This window comes from Luteimonas pelagia (assembly GCF_054776035.1).
The window spans coordinates 251,889-271,175 of sequence record NZ_BAAHCG010000002.1 but is presented as its reverse complement, the minus strand read 5'-3'; the positions used below and the strand labels follow the sequence as shown (position 1 = coordinate 271,175).

Genomic DNA, 19,287 nt, shown 5'->3' with positions numbered 1-19,287 from the left:
TGCCTAGAATGCATCGCATGCGCCAGAGACACCCACGGATGCTGTGGCAACTGGTCGCGCTCCTGCTGCTCTGGTGCCCGGGCGCGGCGGCCGCGGCTGGTCCCGTCGTCGTGGTGCACCCGCTCCGGCAGTCCGCCCGTGACGTCCGCGAGATCTATCCGCTCGCCGTGCTCACGCTCGCGCTCCAGCGCAGCGGCGGCGACTACCGCCTCCGGTCGAGCCCCGCGGCGATGTCGCAGGCCCGCGCGCTGCGCCTGCTGGAGCGCGGCGAGCATCTCGACGTGGTCTGGTCGGTGACGTCGATTGCCCGCGAGGCCCGGCTGCGCGCGATCCGCATCCCGATCGACCGTGGCGTGATGGGCTGGCGCGTGCTGATGGTGCGCAAGGGCGACCAGCGGCTGGCGGCGGTCCGCGACCGCGACGACCTGGCGGCGCTGCTGGGCGTGCAGGGCCACGACTGGCCCGACCTGGACATCCTGCGCCACAACGGCATCCCCGTTGTCGCCAGCGCGACCTACGACGGCCTGTTCCGGATGCTCGACCTCGGCCGCGTCGACTACCTGCCCCGGGCGATCGGCGAACCGCACGCCGAACTGGCCGCGCGCCCGGGCATGGCGCTCCGCGTGCAGCCGGGCGTGCTGCTGACCTACCCCTCCGCGCTCTACTTCTTCGTGGCGCCCGACGACACCGCCCTGGCCGGCGCGATCGAGACGGGGCTGGAACGGGCGATCGAGGACGGCAGTTTCCAGCGGCTGTTCGACCTGACCTACGGCGCGGCGCTCGCCGAACTGGCACGGGAGCGCCCCCGCCGGATCGCACTGGACAACCCCGCCCTGCCCGAGGCGTTCCTGCAGGCAAGACCCGCGCTCTGGGAGCCCTTCCCCGGGGAAGGGCCGTGACCGCGCAACCCGTCCCGCGACGCCGTTCGCTGAGCCCGCGCATCGCGGCGACCATGCTGGTGGCGAGCCTGCTGGTGTCGTTCGTGGCCAGCGCGCTGCTGCTGGTGGATACCTACCGCGACCGGATCGCCGTGGCGCAGGCCCGCGTGGATGAAATGGGATCGGGCGCGGTGCCCAGCATCGCCGCCGACCTGTGGCAGGTCGACATGGGCAGCGTGCGGATGCAGCTCGAAGGCCTGACCCGCATCTCCGACGTGGTCTACGTGCGGCTGGACACCCGCGAGGGCGAACGCCTGGAGGCCGGCGACCCGGCCGCGCCGGCCCTGCGCGTGAGCACCTTCCCGCTCCGGTACGAACAGGGCGAGGTGTTCGAACTGGGCCTGCTTTCGGTCGTGCTCGGCGACGAACGCATCCTCGCGGTCGTGCGCCGGCAGGCGCTGGCGATCGCGCTGGTGATCTCCAGCACCCTGCTGGTCGGGGCCCTGCTGCTGCTCCGGCTGCTGCGGGTGAGCGTGTTCCGCCCGCTCGAATCGCTGGCCCGGCAGGTGCGCGGCGCCCACATCCGGGACGTGCACGTCCCGTTGGCCCTGACGCGACCGTCCCAGGTGCGCGGCGACGAGCTCGACGAGGTCGTCGCCGCACTCAACGCCATGCGCGGCATGGTCGTCCACGAACTGGCCCGCCGTGAAACGGTCGAGCGCGCGCTCCGCCGCCACCAGGAGGAGCTGGAAGTCCTGGTGATCGAACGGACGCGCGAACTCGAGGCCCAGGCGCGCGAGCTGCGACGGCTGGCGAACGTGGACGACCTCACGGGCGTGGCGACGCGCCGCTTCTTCGAGGAGGTGGCCGAACGCGAGCTGGCGCGCGGATACCGCACCGGCCGACCGTCGTCGCTGGTGATGCTGGACATCGACCACTTCAAGTCGGTCAACGACCGGCATGGCCATGCCGCCGGCGACCAGGCCCTGCAGGCACTGGCGATGGCCTGCCGCGAGACGCTGCGCGAGGAGGACCTGGTCGGCCGGATGGGTGGCGAGGAATTCGCGGTGCTGCTGCCCGAGACCGCGGCGGAGCGCGCCGTGCAGATCGCCGAACGCCTCCGCGCCCGCGTGGGTGCGCTGCGGGTCGTGCTGCCGGGAGGCGAGGCGATCGGCTTCACCATCTCGCTCGGCGTCGCCATCGCCGACCTCGCGCGCAGGGAATCGCTTGACCAGTTGCTCGCGCGCGCGGACGAGGCGCTGTACGCGGCCAAGCATGGCGGGCGCGACCAGGTCCGCGTGGCGACGGCCGCCTAGCCGGCCACGCGGCGCAGCGCGAAGAACGGGATCGTGCGCCGCCGCCGGAAACCGACCCGTTCGTAGAGCGCCACCGCCCGCGTGTTGTGCTGCGCGACGTGCAGGAACGGCAGGTGCCTGCGCGCGAGCAGGTCGTTGGCCAGGTGTGCCATCAGGCGCCGCGCCAGGCCGCGGCCGGTGCAGGCGGGATCGGTGCAGATCGCACTGAGTTCCGTCGCCGCGGCGGTGCCGAGCCGCTCGCCGATCATCGCCGACAGCCGCCCGTCCTCGCGGATGCCGAAATAGCGGCCGAGGTCCATCGTGCGTTCGCGGAAATAGTGCGGGTAGACGCGCGCGACGAGGTCGAGCACGTCGTCGCGATCCCGGTCGTCGAGCGGGACGATTTCGGGTCCGGCCGGCATCTCCAGTGGCGCGTCGCGGACCATCTGCGCGAGTTCGCCCTGCGGTTCCAGCACCCAGCCGGCGGGCGGACGGGGCACGACGCCGAGCAGGAGGACCGTTTCGCCGGGCGCCACCAGGGCCTCGAGTCCTTCGCCCGCATCGACGGCCGGGTCGGAGACGCCCAGGAACGGGGCGTACGCCGCCGGGTAGCGCGCGAGGTCGCCATGCCGTTGCGCGAGCGCGCGGTGGCGCGTGGCGAGCGCCGAGAAGAACGGATTGTCGAGGCCGTCATCGTTCAACGCGCGGCGACTCCCGCGCCTGCCAGCGAAGCCACCACGCGACCGACGTCGGCGATCACCGCGTCGCGCTGCTCCGGCGTCGCCGCGCGGCCGTCGTAATACGCGGTCACCAGCAGCGGCCCGCGGCCCGGCGGCCAGGCGATGCCGACGTCGTTGGCGATGCCGTTGCCGCTCGTCCCGGTCTTGTCGCCGACGCGCCATCCGCCTGGCAGGCCCGCGCGCAGGCGCCGGTCGCCGGTCCGGGTGGCGACGAGCCAGTCGACGAGCTGCGTGCGCGATGCGTCCGCCAGCACGTCGCCCAGCAGCACTTCGCGCATCGAGTGCAGCATTGACGCCGGCGTGGTGGTGTCGCGCGGATCGCCCGGCGCGGCCTCGTTGAGTTCGGTTTCCCAGCGGTCCAGGCGCGTGCGCGTGTCACCGATCCCGCGGGCGAACGCGGTGAGACCCGCCGGCCCGCCGGCACTCGCCAGCAGGAGGTTCCCGGCCGTGTTGTCGCTGAGCGTGATCGCAGCGTCGCAGAGTTCGCCCACGGTCATGCCCGTGTCGACGTGGTGCTCGGTCACCGGCGAGTAGCTGACCAGATCGTCCCGGCCGTAGCGGATGCGCCGCTCCAGCGATTCCTCGCCGCGATCCACCCGCGCCAGCACGTGCGCGGCCGCCAGCCACTTGAACGTGCTGCACATCGGGAAGCGTTCCTCGCCGCGGTGGTTGATGCGGCGGCCGCCGACGGTGTCGAGGATCGCCACGCCCAGGCGCCCGCCGTGCCGGCGCTCGAGGGCGGCGAGTGCGTCGAGCGGTCGCGGCCGCGCGGATGGCAGCGGGGGCTCGATCGCCCAGGCATCGGCCATCGGCACGAGCGCGAACGTGGCCAGCGAGGCGGTGACGAGGCGGCGGCGCGCGTGGTCGATCGGCATGGCGGTCCCGGCGAGTCGTGGGCCGCTGAAATTACCACCGACCCGCATGGTCTTGACCGGGTCTTACGGTGGCGATTGCCACGCTGCGCCCGTCCCACGAGGAAATCCGCCGATGCCCGCTGCGCCCGTCGCCGCCACGCTGCTCGCCACGTTCCTTCTCGCCGGCTGCACCGCCGGCGCGCCGACCGATCCGCCCCCGGGGGCACCACCCGGGCCGGATGCCCTCGCCCAGGTCGGGCGCTGGACCCTCCAGGGCGCGACCGGCCCGGACGGATCGCGCATTGATGCCGCGTTCCCGAACGGTCGCGCCGTGCACGCGGCGGTGTTCGCCGACGGCAACCTCGGCCTGCAAGGCGGCTGCAACCACATCGGCGGCGACTACCGCGTCGAAGGCGACGGCACCCTGGTGGTCGGCCCGATGCACTCGACGATGATGGCCTGCCAGGACACCGCGCTGATGGATGCCGACGCCGCGGTCTCGGCGCTGGTCGAAGGCCGCGCGGCCTGGCGCATCGCCGAAAGCTGGCCCGAGCAGCTCCACATGGACCATGACGACGGCAGCCGCAGCCACTGGGTCGCAGACCGTTCGGATTGACCGCGCGCCTCAGACGCTGACGGTCTTCCAGCGCCCGCGCGTGAACAGCCACAGCGTGAACAGGCCGACCGCGGTCTCCGATACGAAGGTGCCCCACCAGACGCCCGAGTGGCCCCAGCCCAGCGCGACCGCCAGCGACCAGCACAGCGGGATCTGGATCAGCCAGAAGAACACCACGTTGATCCAGGTCGGCGTGCGCGTGTCGCCGGCGCCGTTGTAGGCCTGCACCGAGACCATCCACCAGCCGTAGACGAAGTACGAGTACGACAGGATCCGCAGCCATTCGCCGCCGATGGCGATGATCCGCGGGTCGCTGGTGAACAGGCCGATCAGTTCGTCGTGCCAGAGGAAGAAGGCCGCCGACACCAGCACGGTGTAGGACATGTTGTACCAGCCGGTCCGCCACACCGCCGCCTCGGCGCGGTCGGCGTGGCCGGCGCCCAGGTTCTGGCCGACCAGCGTCGCGGCGGCGTTCGACATGCCCCAGGCCGGCATCAGCGTGAACATCATGATCCGGATGGCAATCGTGGCCGCGGCCACGGCCTCGCTTCCGATCGCCGCGAGGATCCGCATCAGGAAGATCCAGGAGGTCATCGCCACGATCATCTGGCCGACGCCGCCCAGCGAGGTGCGCACGATGTTCCAGGCCACCGCGCCATCCCAGCGCAGGTGTTCGCGCAGCACGCGCAGGTGCTTGCCGCCGCGCACCAGGATCCACAGCTGCATCAGCACGCCCGCGCCGCGGCCGAGGTTCGTGGCGATGGCCGCGCCCTCCACGCCCATGCCCGGCACCGGGCCCCAGCCGAAGATCAGCAGCGGGTCGAGCACGATGTTCAGCGCGTTGGCGAACCACAGCACGCGCATCGCCGCGGCGGCGTCGCCCGCGCCGCGGAAGATCGCGTTGATCACGAACAGCAGCATGATCACGGCGTTGCCCCCGAGCATCCACTGCATGTACGGCACGCCGTGCTCGAGTGTCCACGCGTCGGCGCCCATCAGCCGCAGCAGGTCCGGAGCAAACGCGATGCCCGCGATCGAGAACGGCAGCGAGGCGAGCACGCCGATGGCGATCGCCTGCACCGCGGACACGGCCGCCGCATCGGGCCGGTGCTCGCCCACGCGCCGCGCGACCACGGCGGTGACCGCCATCGCAAGGCCGATCGCGATCGCGTACAGCAGGAACAGCAGGGTCTCGGTCAGGCCGACGGTGGCGACGGCCGACGCGCCAAGCTTGGCCACGAACCAGATGTCCACGACCGCGAAAGTGGATTCGAGCACCAGCTCCAGCACCATCGGCACCGCGAGCAGGAACACCGCCCGGCGCAGCGGGATGGTGGTGTAGTCGGCGCCGGTGCCGCGGATCGCGTCGCGCACCTCCGACCACAGCGACGGCTTGGCCGCCATCGCGAGTCTGGCCGGCTGCGTCGCGGCGGCGTCGGTCGCGCCGCCCTCGATCGGGTCCTGCGGTGTGGTCATCCGTGCACGTCTCCAGCGTCGATCGGGCGGCCCGCGGACGCGGGTCGGCCAGCCGGCGCCGCGCAGACTACCGCGACGGCCTTCCCCGCCAATCCAACCGCCGCAGGCATCGCGCCCACAGGGGCCAACGAACGACGCGCGATCCCCGTAGGAGCGGGCCTACGCCCGCGATGGCGTGCGCCGCGAACCGGAATTCCGCGCAATGCCCCAGCCGGAGACCAACGGGTTCCAGGCGGATCGAGGGCGCCGAGAAGCCATGGCGCATGCCAATCGCGCCTGTAGAGGCGCTCCTACAGCGGAGGGTCCGGGGATTACCAGGCGGGGGCGTGCCTGGCGGCGGTGAGCATCCAGATCGCCATGCCGACCATCATCAGGTTCTCGGTGAGCGACACGAAGCCCAGCGGCACGCGGCTGTTGCCGCCGACGCACGCGCACTTGATGTCGCGCTTCTCGACGTACACCGCCTTGAACACCGACACCGCGCCGATGCCACCGATCAGCAGCGCCAGCGGCGCCGAGAACCACGTCAGCACCCCCGCCAGCATCAGCACGCCCGCGGTGCCCTCGGCGAAGGGATAGATGTACGAATACGGCACCCAGCGCTTCGCGAGCAGGTCGTAGCCGAGGAACATGCCGGAGAACGACTCCACGTCCTGCAGCTTCAGCAGCGCGAGCACGCACATGCTCATGGCGATGAACCACTCGATGGCCCGCCCGGTGAACGGGGTACCGAAGACCGCCTGGCTCGTCGCCAGCGCCATCAGCGCGGTCATCGAGAACAGCGCGATCACCGGCACGTAGCTGGTCGCCTTCGGGTCGCGCACCTCGAGCCCCAGGTGGCGGCGCAGGTCCTCGTAGCCGCCGATGCGCTCGCCGCCGATGAACACCTGCGGCGTGGTCCTGACGCCGTGTTCGGCCTTGAACGCCTCCGTCGCCTCGCGCGTGGTGAGGAGGCGGTCGTCGACCTCGAAGCCCTTGCGGCGCAGGAGGTCGACCATCTTCAGGCCCCAGGGGCAGGTGTGTTCGGGCGTGGCCATGCGGTGGACCACGGCGATGTCTCCGTTTGCGGACATTCGCGGACTCCTTGATCGCTTCCCAGACATCCTAAGCCGCACCCCCTGTAGGAGCGGGGCTCGCACCGCGATGGCTCTGCACGCGAATCCGACCGTCGCGCGCTTCGCGCCCCGAGGTGCGCTCCTGCAGGGGCCGGCCCACGGCGCCGGATCGGCGGGCGGCTTGCGGTGGTGGGCGCTCGGCGCGAAGCTGCCGGCCATCCAATCGACGGGGAAAGACCATGGGGCGCACCCTCCTTGCGGTCGTCTGCGGGATCGTGGTGGCGTGGATCACGATCACGCTGGTGCAGATGGCGGGCCACGCGATCTGGCCGCCACCCGCCGACCTCGACCCGATGGATCCGGCGCAGCTGGACGCCCTGGTCTCGACGTTGCCGGTCGGCGCCCTGGCGATGGTCGTGGTGGCGTGGCTGGCCGGCGCCTTCACCGGCGGATTCACGGCGGCGAAGCTCTCGCTGCGGCATCCCCGGGCCGCGGCCGCGATCATCGGCGCGTTCGTGGTCGTCGGCGTCATCGCGATGGTCACGATGATCCCGGCGCACCCCTACTGGGTGTCCATCCCCGGGCTGCTGCTGCCGATCCCCGTCGCACTGCTCGGCGCCCGCGTGGCGCGGCCGCGGCCGGTGACCGCCGCCCGGCCGTACTGAGGCCGACCCGCGGCTCCCCGGATCCACGGCGCGTTCGCCCGTCGTCGGAGCGCGGACGGCGCCTCGCCTCAGCCGGTCGGCTCGCCGCCGCCCGGAATCGGCCCGCTGGCCCACGCGAGCGCGTCGTCGTGCTCGCTGCCCGGGAACACGCGCATGTCGATGCGCGGGAAGAACGCCGAACCGAAGCGCACCAGCCCGGTGAGCCAGTCGCTGTCGGTGACCACGGCGCCGCGCGCGAAGCGATGCCACTCGCCGAGCTTGCGCACCGAGTACGCGACGTCCTTGCCGAAGGCGGCCGGCGTCATGCCGGACATCCCGCGCATGTCCATGAACACCGCGATGCGGTCGTTGGCCGACAGGCGCGACTCGAGCGCCTCGACGAGCTGGTCGTAGCCGTCCTCGGTGAGCTTGCCGTCCACGCGGAACGCGGCCACGTGGGGCGGTGCCGGGAGTTCGGTGATCATCGGTCGGCCTCCTCTTCCTCTTCGAGTGCCTCGTGGATCACCGCGCCGGTGCGCGCGTTGACGCGCACCTCGACCGCCGCGCCGGCCGCGTTGCGCGCATCCGCTTCCCACGTCGCCTCGTCCAGCTCGAGGTCGCGGATGTCGGAATAGCCGGCGGCCTTGAGCGCGGTGGTGACCTGCGCGGAATCCATCAGCACGGTGTCCTCGGCGTCGACCGCGAGCACTTCGCCGGTCGCCGCCACCACATGGACCTCGCCCCACAGGCCGTCGTCGCCCTTGACCTCGGCCTGCCACAACCCGTCCTCGTCGCGGTCGATGTCGCGGATCTCGGTGTAGCCGGCCAGTCGCAGGGCGGTCTCCACGTCCTCGGCGGTGGCCGCGGGCGCCGGCGCCTGGGCCAGGGCGGCGCCCACGATGCCGGCCAGCGTGAGTGCAAGCACGCATCGGGCGGGGGTGGGGAATTCCATGGGAGCCTCCGTCGTGTCCGTTTCGGGACGGCCATTGCACCCGCCCGCCCATTAAACCCGGGTCAACCCGGCCCCTTCGACCGGACCTTGGCCGCTCCGGAAAAGCGGCGGCGTTGCCTTCCCCGCGACCTCAACGATGCGGTACCGCCAAGACCCCTTGGAGACGGGAGGCGGAGGTCGCGCCCCTTGAAGGAGACCCTCCATGAACACCCGTCACCTGCTGCTCGCCGCCTCCGCGGCGCTGGCCCTGGCCACCCTGTCCCCGACCGCGTCCGCCGGCGACGAACACTACGAAACCTGCGACGAAGGCTGCACCCCGGGCTACTGGAAGCAGTCCCAGCACTTCGACAGCTGGCCGGCCCCCTATACGCCCGACAGCCGCCTCCGGGACGTCTTCGTCACCAGCCCGGTCACCCTGGTGCCCGACCACTCGTTCCTGCAGGCGCTCAACTACACGGGCGGCACCGGCATCCCGGGCGCGACGCGGATCCTGCTGCGGGCCGCGGTCGCGGCGTTGCTCAACTCGAGCGCGCCCGACGTCAACTTCGCCGTCAGCACGGGCCACGTGATCGACACCACGATCAACCGGATCGAGACGCAGTGGCGCCCCACCCTGCTCACCCGCGCGGCCTACTTCGACAGCATCAACAACGGACCCGACGGCTGCCCGTTGGATTGATGGGTTCGACCCCGGTTCCGCTCGCGTGCCGGGCGGAGCCATCGGTCGGCCACCCGATGGGTGCTGCGTGGACGGGACGGGCCCCGGCCGGGCGCTAAGCTGTCGCCCCCGAGCTTCGGGCCAGCCCCCATGTGCTACTCCGCCCAGGTCCTGCAGGACTACCGGCGCTACCTGCGCGAGCACGGTGCGAAGGTGGACCTGCCGACGTTCGCGAAGCTGTTCTGGGAACGGCACGCGCAGCCGAAGACGCGGCTCGGCAAGGCGATGGAACTCGCCTTTCTGGATTTTCCGGGCACCAGGGGTGACGACATCCGCGCCGCCATCGCCGCGTGGCAGCGCGACGAGGCCACGCGCCTGGAGCAGGAACTCTTCAAGCAGCGCAAGCGCCTGGCCGATGCCGAACGCAAGCTGGCCACCCGCACGACGAAGGCCGCGACCGAGAGCCGCCGCATCGCGACCGACAAGGTGCAATGGCTGCGCGGACGCCTGGACGACCTGCGACGGACGACACCCGAGCCACGCGATTCACGCATCTACCCGGGCCACTACTGCCCGGTGATGGTGTCCGAGGGCGGCCAGCGCGTGCTGCGCCCCATGCGCTACCAGTGCCGCCCCGAGGGCAAGCCCGCGTTCTACGACCGGAAATACCCGGGCACCTACAACGCGCGCCGCGACAACCTCGAGGGCTTCTGGAAAGGCCAGTTCGGCCACGCGCACGCGGTGGTGTCGATCAGCGCGTTCTACGAGAACGTCAGCCGGCATCGCGCGGAAGGCCGCGAGCTGGCCGAGGGCGAGGCGGAGGAGAACGTGGTGCTCGAGTTCCGGCCGGACCCGCCGCAGGAGATGCTCATCGCCTGCCTGTGGTCGCGCTGGACGGGCCAGGACGGCGAGGAACTGCTGTCGTTCGCGGCGATCACCGACGAGCCGCCGCCGGAGGTCGCCGCGGCGGGCCACGACCGCTGCGTCATTCCGATCAGGCCGGAAAACGTGGACGCGTGGTTGAATCCGGATCCGGCGGACCTGGGCGCGCTGTACGCGATCCTCGACGATCGCGAGCGGCCCTATTACGAGCACCGCATGGCCGCCTGAGGCGCGCGCGGCGGGACGCGCCTCAGCGCCGGTCGATCGGCGCCCGCAGCACGGTCATCGTCGTCACGTCGTCCACGCCCTTGAGCGCCGCGACCCTTTCGCGCAGTTCGGCGAGCGCGCCCGGCGTGTCCACCTGCACCAGCACCATCAGATCGGTCTCGCCGGCCACGCTGTGGCACAGCCGCACTGCCGGAAGCGCCACCAGGTGCGGGACCACGTCGTCGCAACTGAAGCCGTCCGCGTACCTGAGGAACAACCACGCCTGGAACGGGTCGCCGCCCTGCCCCAGACGGACGGTGTAGCGCTCGATCACCCCGCTGCGCTCCAGCCGCGCGAGGCGCTCCTGCACGGCGCTGCGCGACAGGTCGACCGCCTTGGCGAGCGCGACGGTGGACAGCCTCGCGTTGTCCTGCAGCAAGCGGATCAGGGCCTGGTCGATCGGGTCCAGCGACTTCATCGGGGGCGGCACTCCGTCGGCGCGGCCGGCATTTTGCCGGGTTGAGACCGGCGCGGGGGACGCCGCACCGTGTCGCACCTTCCACGCGAGCGCCCACCCCATGCTCCAGATCGACGCCACCGCCACCCTGGTCGCCATCGACGTCCAAGCGGCCTTCGACCTGCCTGCCAGCAGCAATCCCGCCATGGCGGACACCGGCCTGCGCCTCCTGGATGCGTGGCGCGCCGCCGGCCTCCGTGTCATCCACGTGCGCCACGACTCGGTCAAGCCCGGCTCGCCCTTCGCGCCCGGCCTGCCAGGCAACGCGCTGCTCGACGGGTACGCGCCCCGCGGCGACGAACCGCTGGTGGTCAAGTCGGTCAACTCGGCCTTCATCGGCACCGACCTGGACCTGCGCCTGCGCCGGGCGGGCGTGGGCCAGCTCGTCCTGTTCGGCCTGACCACGGACATGTGCGTGTCGACCACCGCGCGCATGGCCGCCAACCTCGGCTACCGCACGGTCGTTGTCGGCGACGCGACGGCCTGCTTCGACCTGGTGGACCCCGCCGGCCGCACGATCCGCGCGGCCGAGATCGAGCGGGCGCACCTGGCGACGCTGCATGCGGAGTTCGCCACCGTGGCCGGGACGGACGCGGTCATCGCCGGCCTCCCGTCCCGTGGACGGCTCCACGCCGCCTGAGGCATCGCTGCGCCGTCGCCCGGGTCGCTTTCACGCCGGGCGAAGCGGGCGGAGGACCACGATGTCGACCCCGGGCGCGCCGTCCGCCGCCCGGGACACCCACCCGACAGGAGCCCCGCCATGGCCTACATCGATGGTTTCGTCATCGCCGTCCCGACCGCCAACAAGGACAAGTTCATCGCCCACGCGCGCGAGTTCGACGCGCTCTTCCTGGAATGGGGCGCCACCCGCATCGTGGAAGGCTGGGGCGACGACGTGCCGGACGGCAAGCAGACCGACTTCAAGCGCGCCGTGCAGGCGAAGGACGACGAGACGGTCGCGTTCTCGTGGGTCGAATGGCCCGACAAGGCCACCCGGGACGCCGCGATGAAGAAGATGATGGACGACCCGCGGATGGACCCGGCGAAGAACCCGATGCCGTTCGACGGGGCGCGGATGATCTATGGCGGCTTCGCGCCGGTCGTCGACATCACGTCGTGACCGGCGGCCGTGCGCGCCTTCAGTCGTCGCGTTGCGCGGTCGCGCGGCTTTGCACGAATTCCGGGAAGGTCTCGGCCAGCGACGCCGTGTCCGGCAGGATGTAGAACACCCCGCCCCGCTCGAACGTCGGCTTGACGACGCCCTCGTAGAACCCGGGTTCGACGTTGATGCAGCCGTGGGTGACGCGGTTGTCCTCCGGCGTCGGCGAGGCGAGTCGCTCGGGACGCCGTTCGGCGGGCACGCCCGTCGCCGTCGGGTGCATGGAGACCGCGGACTCGTAGTCCACCCACAGCACGCGCCCCGCGTCGATCGACGGGCCGTAGCCGCCCACGAAGCGACCGGCAGGCGTGGTGCGGTCGCGGCCCGGGATCTCGCGCAGCGCGAGGCCGGCGACGCCGGGGGCCGAATGATCGCCGACCGCCGAGCCGAAAAGGCCGGGGGCCGCGCCGCGCAGCTTGCCATCGCCGCCGAAGACGAGGATCTGTGCCGCGTCCTTGTCCATGATCGCGAACGGATAGCCTTCGGTGTCCTTGGTGGCGACCACCCAGCCCGCGAGCTCGATCACCGTGGGGGACACTTCCTGGCCAGAGGGGAGCTGGTCGAAACCGGCCGCCGGTTGCGCGACGTCATCGTCGGCAGCAGCCACGCCGAAGCTCGCGAACCCGAGGGCCAGCGCCAACGCGGCCGAAGCGGCCCGGATCGAAGGGTGAATACGCGTATTGATGGGAAGTCTCCTCGAAACGGGCACGCTTGAAGCAAAGAAGACCGGTGGCCAGCGACGGCCACCAGTCCGGTTTCAAACCTCGACTACATGTCGAGCAAGAACAGGTCGAGCAAACAGTCGAGCAAATACAGGTCGAGCAAAACGGATCAGCCGCGCGGCACGCGGGCCGGGCCCGTCTCGAGCGCCTGGACGCGGCTCTCCAGCGAATTCAGCCGCTGGTTGGCCTGCTGCGCGGACTGGTTGGCGGCTTCGGCGCTCTGCGCGGCGCTCTGCACCTGCGCGTCGAGCGTATCGAGGCGCGTATTGATGCGCGCGAAGTCGTCGTCATAGGTCGCGCAGCCGGAAAAGCCGACGGCGGCGACGATCGCGACGCCGAGCGTGCGGGCCACTGTGAAATGCTTCTTGGTCAGGGACATGCGAGTTCTCCTTCGTCCGGGGGGATCGGGAATATAGCGATCTTCGGGCCCACGTCATGGCCCGCGTTCAGCTGACGTTGCCGCACGTAAACTGGCTGTGAAGAGTGGTATTTGATGCCTGTCACAAACGACGTGGTCGCCATTCGTGCCACTGGCGACCGCCCACTCGTTCGCCGCCGGCAGCAACGCTCGCAGATCGCGCGTCAAGATCATGACTAGGGCGGCGAGGGTGTCCGGTGACGGGCCGAACGACGCGCCGCGCATCATGGGCGCCGGCGAGCACCGAACTGGATCTGACCCCTTTTTCTCCTTTTCCTCCCAGGCAGCGCCATCACACTCGAGGAATCGAGGTCCAGCCTCACCCTGCGGGTGGTTCGAGGTACTTCTCCGCCGCCCCGGTATTCACCACCACGACGCGATCGCCGCGCTTGACCAGGCCGCGTTCGACGAGTTGCGCCAGTGCGGCGAGGCATGCCGCGCCCTCCGGGCCGATGCCGTCGTCGGCCGCCTGGTGGCGCGCGAAGGCGGCGGCGATCTCGGCCTCCGGCACCGCGACGGCCGCGCCGCCGCTGGCGCGGATGATCTGCAGCACGCGGAAGTGGCCGATGCCGCCCGGGACGTTGAGGCCGACCGCGACAGTGTGGCCCGCGGCAGCGGGCGTGGTGTCGTCGGCGCCGGCCTCGAACGCGCGCACCAGCGGCATCGTCGCGTCCGACTGCACGCACACCATGCGCGGCCGGCGGCCGTCGAGCAGCCCGAGCGCCTGCAGCTCGTCCCACGCCTTCCACATGCCGAGCACGCCGGTGCCGCCGCCGGTGGGATAGACCACCACGTCGGGCAGCGACCAGCGCGTGCCGCCCGGCGCCGGCTCCGCGAGTTCCAGCCCCAGCGACTTCTTGCCCTCGATGCGCCAGCCCGGCTCCTGGAACGTGGCCACGTTGAACCAGCCGTGCGGGATGTACTTCTCTTTCAGCAGCGCGCCGGCCTCGCGGATGGTCGGCCCGGCGAGCTCGAGGATGACCTGATCAGGGTGCGCGCGCGCAGCGGCAGCCACGTTGTCGCGGATGGGCGCCGGCGTGTCCGGCGGCATCGCCACCACCACCTGCAGCCCGCCCGCCAGCGCGTAGCGCACCAGTGAATCGCCGGCGTTGCCCTGCGTCGGCACGGCGAGCTTCCCGATGCCGAGCCGCCGCGCCTGCGCGACCACCATCGCCATGCCGCGGTCCTTGAAGCTGCGCGTGGGGTTGGCGCCGAAGCCGGGGTGCGGGCGGCCCTCGTCCTTGATCGCGAGAGCGAAGCCGGCGGATTGCGCGAGCGGGTGGTCAGGCTGCGGGAGCAGCGGCGTGGCGCCTTCGCCGAGGGGCACGATGTGCCTGGCGTCCTCGGGGTCGGTGATGTCCAGGGCCAAGAGGGCGCCGAAGCGCCACAGGTCGCGGCGCGTGGCGTCGTACCACGCCGAATCCGGCTTCTCCGCAGCCAGTCGCTCCAGATCGATCAGCATCTCGAGGGGTCGGCCATCCGCCGGATCCAGGTTCATCGGCTGGTCGATCGCGTACTCGACACCGGAGGCCAGGCCGCGCGCGCACCGGACGTATCCCATGCCATCCCCCGCTTGCTGAAAGCAGCCGTCTGCGTGACGCCGGACTGTACCCGACCCCTTTTCCGCCCTTCGCTACGCCCCTTCGATCTGGAGTTCGCCCGATCCCGGCAACTGACTGACCAGATCCTGCCCAAGCAGCGTGGCCGGCGTGTAGGCCCCCGGCCGTGGCGGGTTGGCCAGCACGTGGTCGACCACATGCAGCGCGCCGTCGACCGTCAGGGTGTAGCCGTTGGCCGTGCGGATCCGCGCGGTCCGGCGTTCACCACGCGCGTTGGCCACCTCCCCCCAGACAAAGGTCGGCATGGCGTTGCGCTGGGCTTCGCTGGGACCCTTCACCGATTTCCGGATGCGTGCCTGGACCAGGTTCCGCACCCACTTCATCGCAAGCAGCGGCCGGATCCAGTTTGCGCGCCTGGCGTTCGCGATCATCCGCGGCGAGGCGGGGATGAACACGCGGATGTCGGGGATGCCGGTCGTGTGATACGCGGTGGCCACGTCGCCCCAGGGAATGGTCATCGCCGTCTTCTCGCCATCGCCGAAGTCGATGCGCCGGACCTCCCAGGCCAGCGGCACGGTCACGATCCTTCCGCCGGACCGCACCTTGCCGCCGGCGGCCAGGCCCTCGATCGACGTCTTGGCGGTGCCCGGCGACAAGCCCGAACGGGAGTCGAATCCAAGGGACAGGTGCGTGGCATCCGGCAGCGCGGCCTTGAGCGCCGCGGCCACGCAGTCGGTCGGGATGACGTCGAAGCCCACGCCCGGGCACAGCACGATGCCGGCGGTCTTCGCGCGTGCGTCCAGCGTGTGTGCAAGCTCCAGGACCGCGATTTCCCCGGTGATGTCGAGGTAATGCGCCCCGGCCGCCAGGCAACCCTCCATCATCGGCGCCGCGGTCGCGGAAAACGGCCCGGCGCAGTTCAGCAGCAGCGCCTGGTCCTGCAGCTGCGCAACCAGTGCCTGCGGATCGTCCAGCCCGAACACGCGCGCCTCGAGATCCAGTTCGCGGGCCAGCGATTCGATCGACGCGCTGTTGCGCCCCGCGAGCACCGGCGCGAGGCCACGCCGCACTGCCTCGCGTGCGATCAACTCGCCCGTGTAGCCGTTGGCGCCGTAGATCATCCACTGCGTCTTCATGCCTCGACTCCCGGGCGGCCATCCGCCGGATCCAGGTTCATCGGTCGCTGGACGGCGTACTCGACGCCGAACTGTACCCGCCCCCCTTCCGATGCACCGCCGGGCGCCGGGCACGTGATCGGCTACGCTGGCGTCCCGGATGCCTCGGGAGAGCCCGATGACGATCCGCATGACACGTCGCGCGTCCCGGGCCACCGCGCGGCTGCTGCTGGCGGCCCTCCTGCTCGGCCCTGCCGCCGGCGCGCAGGCCGGTCGCGAGGTCCTCGAATTCGAGATCGAAGGCCAGACGCGCAGCGTGCTGCTGGTCGTGCCCAACACGCCGAGTGACGAACCGCCGCCGCTGGTGGTGGTGTTCCATGGGCGCGGCGACGACAGCGTGGCGTTCGCCAATGCGGTGCAGTTGCACCGGGACTGGCCCGAGGCGATCGTCGCGTATCCGCGCGGGGAGGTGCGGCCGGGCACGTCGATGCGCGGCTGGCAGTACCGCGCCGGCGACCAGGACGACCGCGACTTGAAACTCGTCGACCGGCTGCTGCCGGTGCTCGCCGAACGCTTCGGTACCCGCCCGGAGACCACCCACGCGGCCGGCTTCTCGAACGGCGGCCACTTCGTGTTCCTGCTGATGTCCGAGCGCACGGAGGCGTTCGCGACCTACACCGTCATCGGCTCGGTGCACCCGAAATTCGCAAGCGACGCGCCGCCCAGGCCCGTGCTGTACCTGTTCGGCCGGCACGAAGGCCGGCACTACAAGGACGACTGGGCGAAGACCGTCGAGGCGCTGGTGCGCCACAACCGCACGCGCGGGCCGCTGGCCGAGTGGAAGGGCTGCTGCCACCTGCAGTCGCCCGGGCCCGGAGGCGCGCCGCTGGTATTCGGCCTCTACGGCGCCGGCCACATCTGGCCGCACCAGGGCAACGAATGGCTGCAGGCGTTCATTCGGCGCGAATGGTGAAGCGGCTTTCGAACCGGCGCTCGGTACCGTCGAGCGGATCGATGAAGGCCAGCGACCTGGCCAGCAGCTTCAACGGCCTGTCGCCATCGTCGGGCGCGGCCGCGGCGAGCTCCGGATACCACCGGTCATTGGCGATCGGCGCACCCAGGCCCGCCATGTGCACCCGCAACTGGTGCTTGCGCCCGGTCACCGGTTCCAGCGCATAGCGCCACCACGCCCCCGCGTGCTCGAGCACCTCGATCCGCGTCTCGCTGTTGGGCACGCCCTCGACTTCCTGCATGCGGAAGAACGGCTCGCCCCGCACCAGCCGGCTGGCCCGCACATGCGGGAACGCCACATCGGGCAAGGCCGGCGCGATGGCCTCGTAGTGCTTGCGGATGCGGCGTTCGCGGAACAGCGCCTGGTAGGCCGCGCGGGTCGCGGGGTTGGCGGAGAACAGCACCAGCCCGGCGGTGTCGCGGTCGATCCGGTGCAGCGGGACCAGGTCGGGATTGCCCAGCCGTTCCACCAGCCGCGCCAGGAGGGTCTCGCGCACGAAGCCACCGGCGGGCGTCACCGGCAGGAAGTGCGGCTTGTCGGCGACGACCAGGTCCGAGTCGGCGTGGAGGACCGACTCGGTGTACGGGATGACCGGTTCGTCGGCGACTTCGCGGAAGTAGCTGATCTCGGCGCCCGGGCGGTAGGGCGCGTCGAGCGCCAGGGCCGTGCCGTCCGCGTCCAGCACCCGGCCACGTGCGAAGCGGTCGATCCATGTTTCGCGGGGGATGGCCGGGAAGCGGGCGCACAGGCCGTCGAGCACCGTAGTCCACGGGCCGGGCGGGAGTTGGAGTCGGCTTGCGGTCACTACCGATGACTTGGCGCGCTCAGGCCATCGGCAGCTTCAGTCCTTGCGTCTCCGCACACTGCAAGGCGAGTTCATAGCCGGCATCCGCATGGCGCATGACCCCGGTGCCCGGATCGTTCCAAAGCACCCGCGCAATCCGCTTATCCGCCGCCTCGCTGCCATCACAAACGATCACCACGCCTGAGTGCTGCGAATACCCCATCCCCACACCCCCACCGTGATGCAGCGAAACCCACGTCGCCCCACCGGCCACATTGAGCATCGCATTGAGCAGCGGCCAGTCGCTGACGGCATCACTGCCGTCCTTCATCGCCTCGGTCTCGCGGTTCGGTGACGCCACCGACCCCGAATCCAGGTGGTCACGCCCGATCACCACCGGCGCCTTCAGCTCGCCGTTGCGGACCATCTCGTTGAACGCCAGGCCCAGCTTGTGGCGCTGGCCCAGGCCCACCCAGCAGATGCGCGCGGGCAGGCCCTGGAAGGCGATGCGCTCGCGGGCCATGTCCAGCCAGCGGTGCAGGTGCGGGTCGTCGGGGATCAGTTCCTTGACCTTCGCGTCGGTCCTGTAGATGTCCTCCGGGTCGCCCGACAGCGCCACCCAGCGGAACGGGCCGATGCCCTTGCAGAACAGCGGGCGCACGTACGCGGGCACGAAGCCGGGAAAGTCGAACGCGTTCGTGCAGCCCTCGTCCTTGGCCATCTGGCGAATGTTGTTGCCGTAGTCGAAGGTCGGCACGCCCATCCGTTGGAACGCAAGCATCGCCTCGACGTGCACGCGCATGGACTTCTTGGCCTCGTCGCGCACGCGCTCGGGGTTCGCCTTCTGCTCCGCCTCCCACTGCTCGACCGTCCAGCCGATCGGCAGGTAGCCGTTCACCGGGTCGTGCGCGGAGGTCTGGTCGGTCACCGCGTCCGGGCGCACGCCGCGGCGCACCAGCTCCGGCAGCACCTCGGCGGCGTTGCCCAGCAGCGCGATCGACTTGGCTTCGCCGGCGTCGCAGTACTTCTTCAGGCGCGCCAGCGCGTCGTCGATGTCGGTCGCCTGCTCGTCCACGTAGCGCGTGCGCAGGCGGAAGTCGATGCGCGACTGCTGGCATTCGATGTTGAGCGAGCACGCGCCCGCCAAGGAGGCGGCCAGCGGCTGCGCGCCGCCCATGCCGCCCAGGCCCGCGGTGAGGATCCACTTGCCGGTGAGATCGCCGCCGTAGTGCTGGCGCCCCATCTCCACGAAGGTCTCGTACGTGCCCTGCACGATGCCCTGCGAGCCGATGTAGATCCACGAGCCCGCGGTCATCTGGCCGTACATCATCAGGCCCTTCCGATCGAGCTCGTGGAAGTGCTCCCACGTCGCCCAGGCCGGCACCAGGTTGGAGTTGGCGATCAGCACGCGCGGCGCGTCCGGGTGCGTGGGGAACACGCCCACCGGCTTGCCGGACTGCACCAGCAGAGTCTCGTCGTCCTCGAGCTCCTTGAGCGTGGCGAGGATGGCGTCGTACGACGGCCAGTCGCGCGCGGCGCGGCCGATGCCGCCGTACACCACCAGGTCCTCCGGCCGCTCGGCCACCTCGGCGTCGAGGTTGTTCTGGATCATCCGGAACGGGGCCTCGGTGAGCCACGATTTGCAGGTCAGTTCGCTGCCGCGGGGGGCGCGGATCTTGCGGGACGGGTCGTGGCGGGGGTCGGCGGAAGACATGCGGGGCTCCGGAGGCACAAGGCCGGGATT

22 protein-coding genes are annotated in these 19,287 nt (G+C 71.1%); 9 read left to right on the top strand and 13 right to left on the bottom strand.

What is annotated here, in order from left to right; translation table 11 throughout:
* Positions 1–17 precede the first annotated feature (17 nt).
* Positions 18–899 carry a substrate-binding periplasmic protein gene (locus tag ACYU7H_RS06390; RefSeq protein ID WP_460813320.1) on the top strand — a complete coding sequence of 294 codons (882 nt, stop codon included), beginning with the start codon at positions 18–20 and terminating at the stop codon, positions 897–899.
* Complete coding sequence (locus ACYU7H_RS06385; RefSeq protein WP_460813319.1) at positions 896–2,194, top strand: GGDEF domain-containing protein; 1,299 nt, start codon at positions 896–898, stop codon at positions 2,192–2,194. Before ACYU7H_RS06390 ends, ACYU7H_RS06385 begins: the two co-directional genes overlap by 4 nt.
* On the opposite strand, the gene ACYU7H_RS06380 is transcribed toward ACYU7H_RS06385, so the two are convergent.
* Both ACYU7H_RS06380 and bla read right to left on the bottom strand, forming a co-directional pair.
* Entirely contained in the window at positions 2,191–2,874 is a 684-nt protein-coding gene (locus ACYU7H_RS06380) for a GNAT family N-acetyltransferase (protein WP_460813318.1), read from the bottom strand. The two genes, ACYU7H_RS06385 and ACYU7H_RS06380, sit on opposite strands and share 4 nt — an antisense overlap.
* On the bottom strand, positions 2,871–3,722 hold the full coding sequence (gene bla, locus ACYU7H_RS06375; RefSeq protein ID WP_460813969.1) for a class A beta-lactamase: 852 nt from the start codon (positions 3,720–3,722) through the stop codon (positions 2,871–2,873). Before bla ends, ACYU7H_RS06380 begins: the two co-directional genes overlap by 4 nt.
* Before the next feature lie 178 nt (positions 3,723–3,900).
* Here bla and ACYU7H_RS06370 point away from each other — a divergent pair, with 178 nt between their 5' ends.
* Complete coding sequence (locus ACYU7H_RS06370; RefSeq protein WP_460813317.1) at positions 3,901–4,383, top strand: META domain-containing protein; 483 nt, start codon at positions 3,901–3,903, stop codon at positions 4,381–4,383.
* A gap of 9 nt (positions 4,384–4,392) precedes the next feature.
* On the opposite strand, the gene ACYU7H_RS06365 is transcribed toward ACYU7H_RS06370, so the two are convergent.
* Entirely contained in the window at positions 4,393–5,859 is a 1,467-nt protein-coding gene (locus ACYU7H_RS06365) for an MATE family efflux transporter (RefSeq protein ID WP_460813316.1), read from the bottom strand.
* A 311-nt stretch (positions 5,860–6,170) separates the two neighbouring features.
* Positions 6,171–6,932 (bottom strand): glutaredoxin family protein, encoded by a 762-nt coding sequence (locus tag ACYU7H_RS06360; protein WP_460813315.1) that lies wholly within the window; start codon positions 6,930–6,932, stop codon positions 6,171–6,173.
* A gap of 221 nt (positions 6,933–7,153) precedes the next feature.
* Between ACYU7H_RS06360 and ACYU7H_RS06355 the strand changes: the two genes are divergently transcribed.
* Positions 7,154–7,579 carry a hypothetical protein gene (locus ACYU7H_RS06355; protein WP_460813314.1) on the top strand — a complete coding sequence of 142 codons (426 nt, stop codon included), beginning with the start codon at positions 7,154–7,156 and terminating at the stop codon, positions 7,577–7,579.
* Positions 7,580–7,647: 68 nt separating this feature from the next.
* Here the strand turns inward: ACYU7H_RS06355 and ACYU7H_RS06350 are convergent, their stop codons facing one another.
* Both ACYU7H_RS06350 and ACYU7H_RS06345 read right to left on the bottom strand, forming a co-directional pair.
* Positions 7,648–8,043, bottom strand: a complete 396-nt coding sequence (locus tag ACYU7H_RS06350; RefSeq protein WP_460813313.1) for a SpoIIAA family protein — start codon at positions 8,041–8,043, stop codon at positions 7,648–7,650.
* A complete protein-coding gene (locus ACYU7H_RS06345) occupies positions 8,040–8,510 on the bottom strand; it encodes a PepSY domain-containing protein (RefSeq protein WP_460813312.1) in 471 nt (156 codons plus the stop codon). The genes ACYU7H_RS06350 and ACYU7H_RS06345 overlap by 4 nt, the downstream gene beginning before the upstream one ends.
* 202 nt (positions 8,511–8,712) lie before the next feature.
* Between ACYU7H_RS06345 and ACYU7H_RS06340 the strand changes: the two genes are divergently transcribed.
* Positions 8,713–9,189 carry a hypothetical protein gene (locus ACYU7H_RS06340; RefSeq protein WP_460813311.1) on the top strand — a complete coding sequence of 159 codons (477 nt, stop codon included), beginning with the start codon at positions 8,713–8,715 and terminating at the stop codon, positions 9,187–9,189.
* Positions 9,190–9,318: 129 nt separating this feature from the next.
* Positions 9,319–10,278, top strand: a complete 960-nt coding sequence (locus ACYU7H_RS06335; RefSeq protein WP_460813310.1) for an SOS response-associated peptidase family protein — start codon at positions 9,319–9,321, stop codon at positions 10,276–10,278.
* A gap of 22 nt (positions 10,279–10,300) precedes the next feature.
* Here ACYU7H_RS06335 and ACYU7H_RS06330 read toward each other — a convergent pair whose 3' ends face one another.
* Positions 10,301–10,735, bottom strand: coding sequence for an Lrp/AsnC family transcriptional regulator (locus tag ACYU7H_RS06330; RefSeq protein ID WP_460813309.1), 435 nt, complete (start codon positions 10,733–10,735; stop codon positions 10,301–10,303).
* A 100-nt stretch (positions 10,736–10,835) separates the two neighbouring features.
* Here ACYU7H_RS06330 and ACYU7H_RS06325 point away from each other — a divergent pair, with 100 nt between their 5' ends.
* Positions 10,836–11,414: a cysteine hydrolase family protein gene (locus ACYU7H_RS06325; protein ID WP_460813308.1), complete on the top strand. Its 579-nt coding sequence runs from the start codon at positions 10,836–10,838 to the stop codon at positions 11,412–11,414.
* A gap of 120 nt (positions 11,415–11,534) precedes the next feature.
* A complete protein-coding gene (locus tag ACYU7H_RS06320; RefSeq protein ID WP_460813307.1) occupies positions 11,535–11,894 on the top strand; it encodes a DUF1428 domain-containing protein in 360 nt (119 codons plus the stop codon).
* Positions 11,895–11,913: 19 nt separating this feature from the next.
* On the opposite strand, the gene ACYU7H_RS06315 is transcribed toward ACYU7H_RS06320, so the two are convergent.
* From ACYU7H_RS06315 to ACYU7H_RS06300, 4 genes are all read right to left on the bottom strand, one after another.
* On the bottom strand, positions 11,914–12,567 hold the full coding sequence (locus ACYU7H_RS06315; RefSeq protein ID WP_460813967.1) for a hypothetical protein: 654 nt from the start codon (positions 12,565–12,567) through the stop codon (positions 11,914–11,916).
* 197 nt (positions 12,568–12,764) lie between these two features.
* Entirely contained in the window at positions 12,765–13,034 is a 270-nt protein-coding gene (locus ACYU7H_RS06310; protein WP_460813306.1) for a hypothetical protein, read from the bottom strand.
* A gap of 358 nt (positions 13,035–13,392) precedes the next feature.
* Positions 13,393–14,634: a threonine synthase gene (locus ACYU7H_RS06305; protein WP_460813305.1), complete on the bottom strand. Its 1,242-nt coding sequence runs from the start codon at positions 14,632–14,634 to the stop codon at positions 13,393–13,395.
* 72 nt (positions 14,635–14,706) lie between these two features.
* Positions 14,707–15,939 carry a saccharopine dehydrogenase family protein gene (locus tag ACYU7H_RS06300; protein ID WP_460813304.1) on the bottom strand — a complete coding sequence of 411 codons (1,233 nt, stop codon included), beginning with the start codon at positions 15,937–15,939 and terminating at the stop codon, positions 14,707–14,709.
* Between ACYU7H_RS06300 and ACYU7H_RS06295 the strand changes: the two genes are divergently transcribed.
* Positions 15,926–16,720, top strand: coding sequence for an alpha/beta hydrolase-fold protein (locus ACYU7H_RS06295; RefSeq protein ID WP_460813303.1), 795 nt, complete (start codon positions 15,926–15,928; stop codon positions 16,718–16,720). The two genes, ACYU7H_RS06300 and ACYU7H_RS06295, sit on opposite strands and share 14 nt — an antisense overlap.
* Here the strand turns inward: ACYU7H_RS06295 and ACYU7H_RS06290 are convergent.
* Both ACYU7H_RS06290 and hutU read right to left on the bottom strand, forming a co-directional pair.
* A complete protein-coding gene (locus ACYU7H_RS06290) occupies positions 16,701–17,564 on the bottom strand; it encodes an RluA family pseudouridine synthase (RefSeq protein ID WP_460813302.1) in 864 nt (287 codons plus the stop codon). The genes ACYU7H_RS06295 and ACYU7H_RS06290 overlap by 20 nt on opposite strands.
* A 19-nt stretch (positions 17,565–17,583) precedes the next feature.
* Positions 17,584–19,257: a urocanate hydratase gene (hutU, locus tag ACYU7H_RS06285; RefSeq protein WP_460813301.1), complete on the bottom strand. Its 1,674-nt coding sequence runs from the start codon at positions 19,255–19,257 to the stop codon at positions 17,584–17,586.
* Positions 19,258–19,287 lie beyond the last annotated feature (30 nt).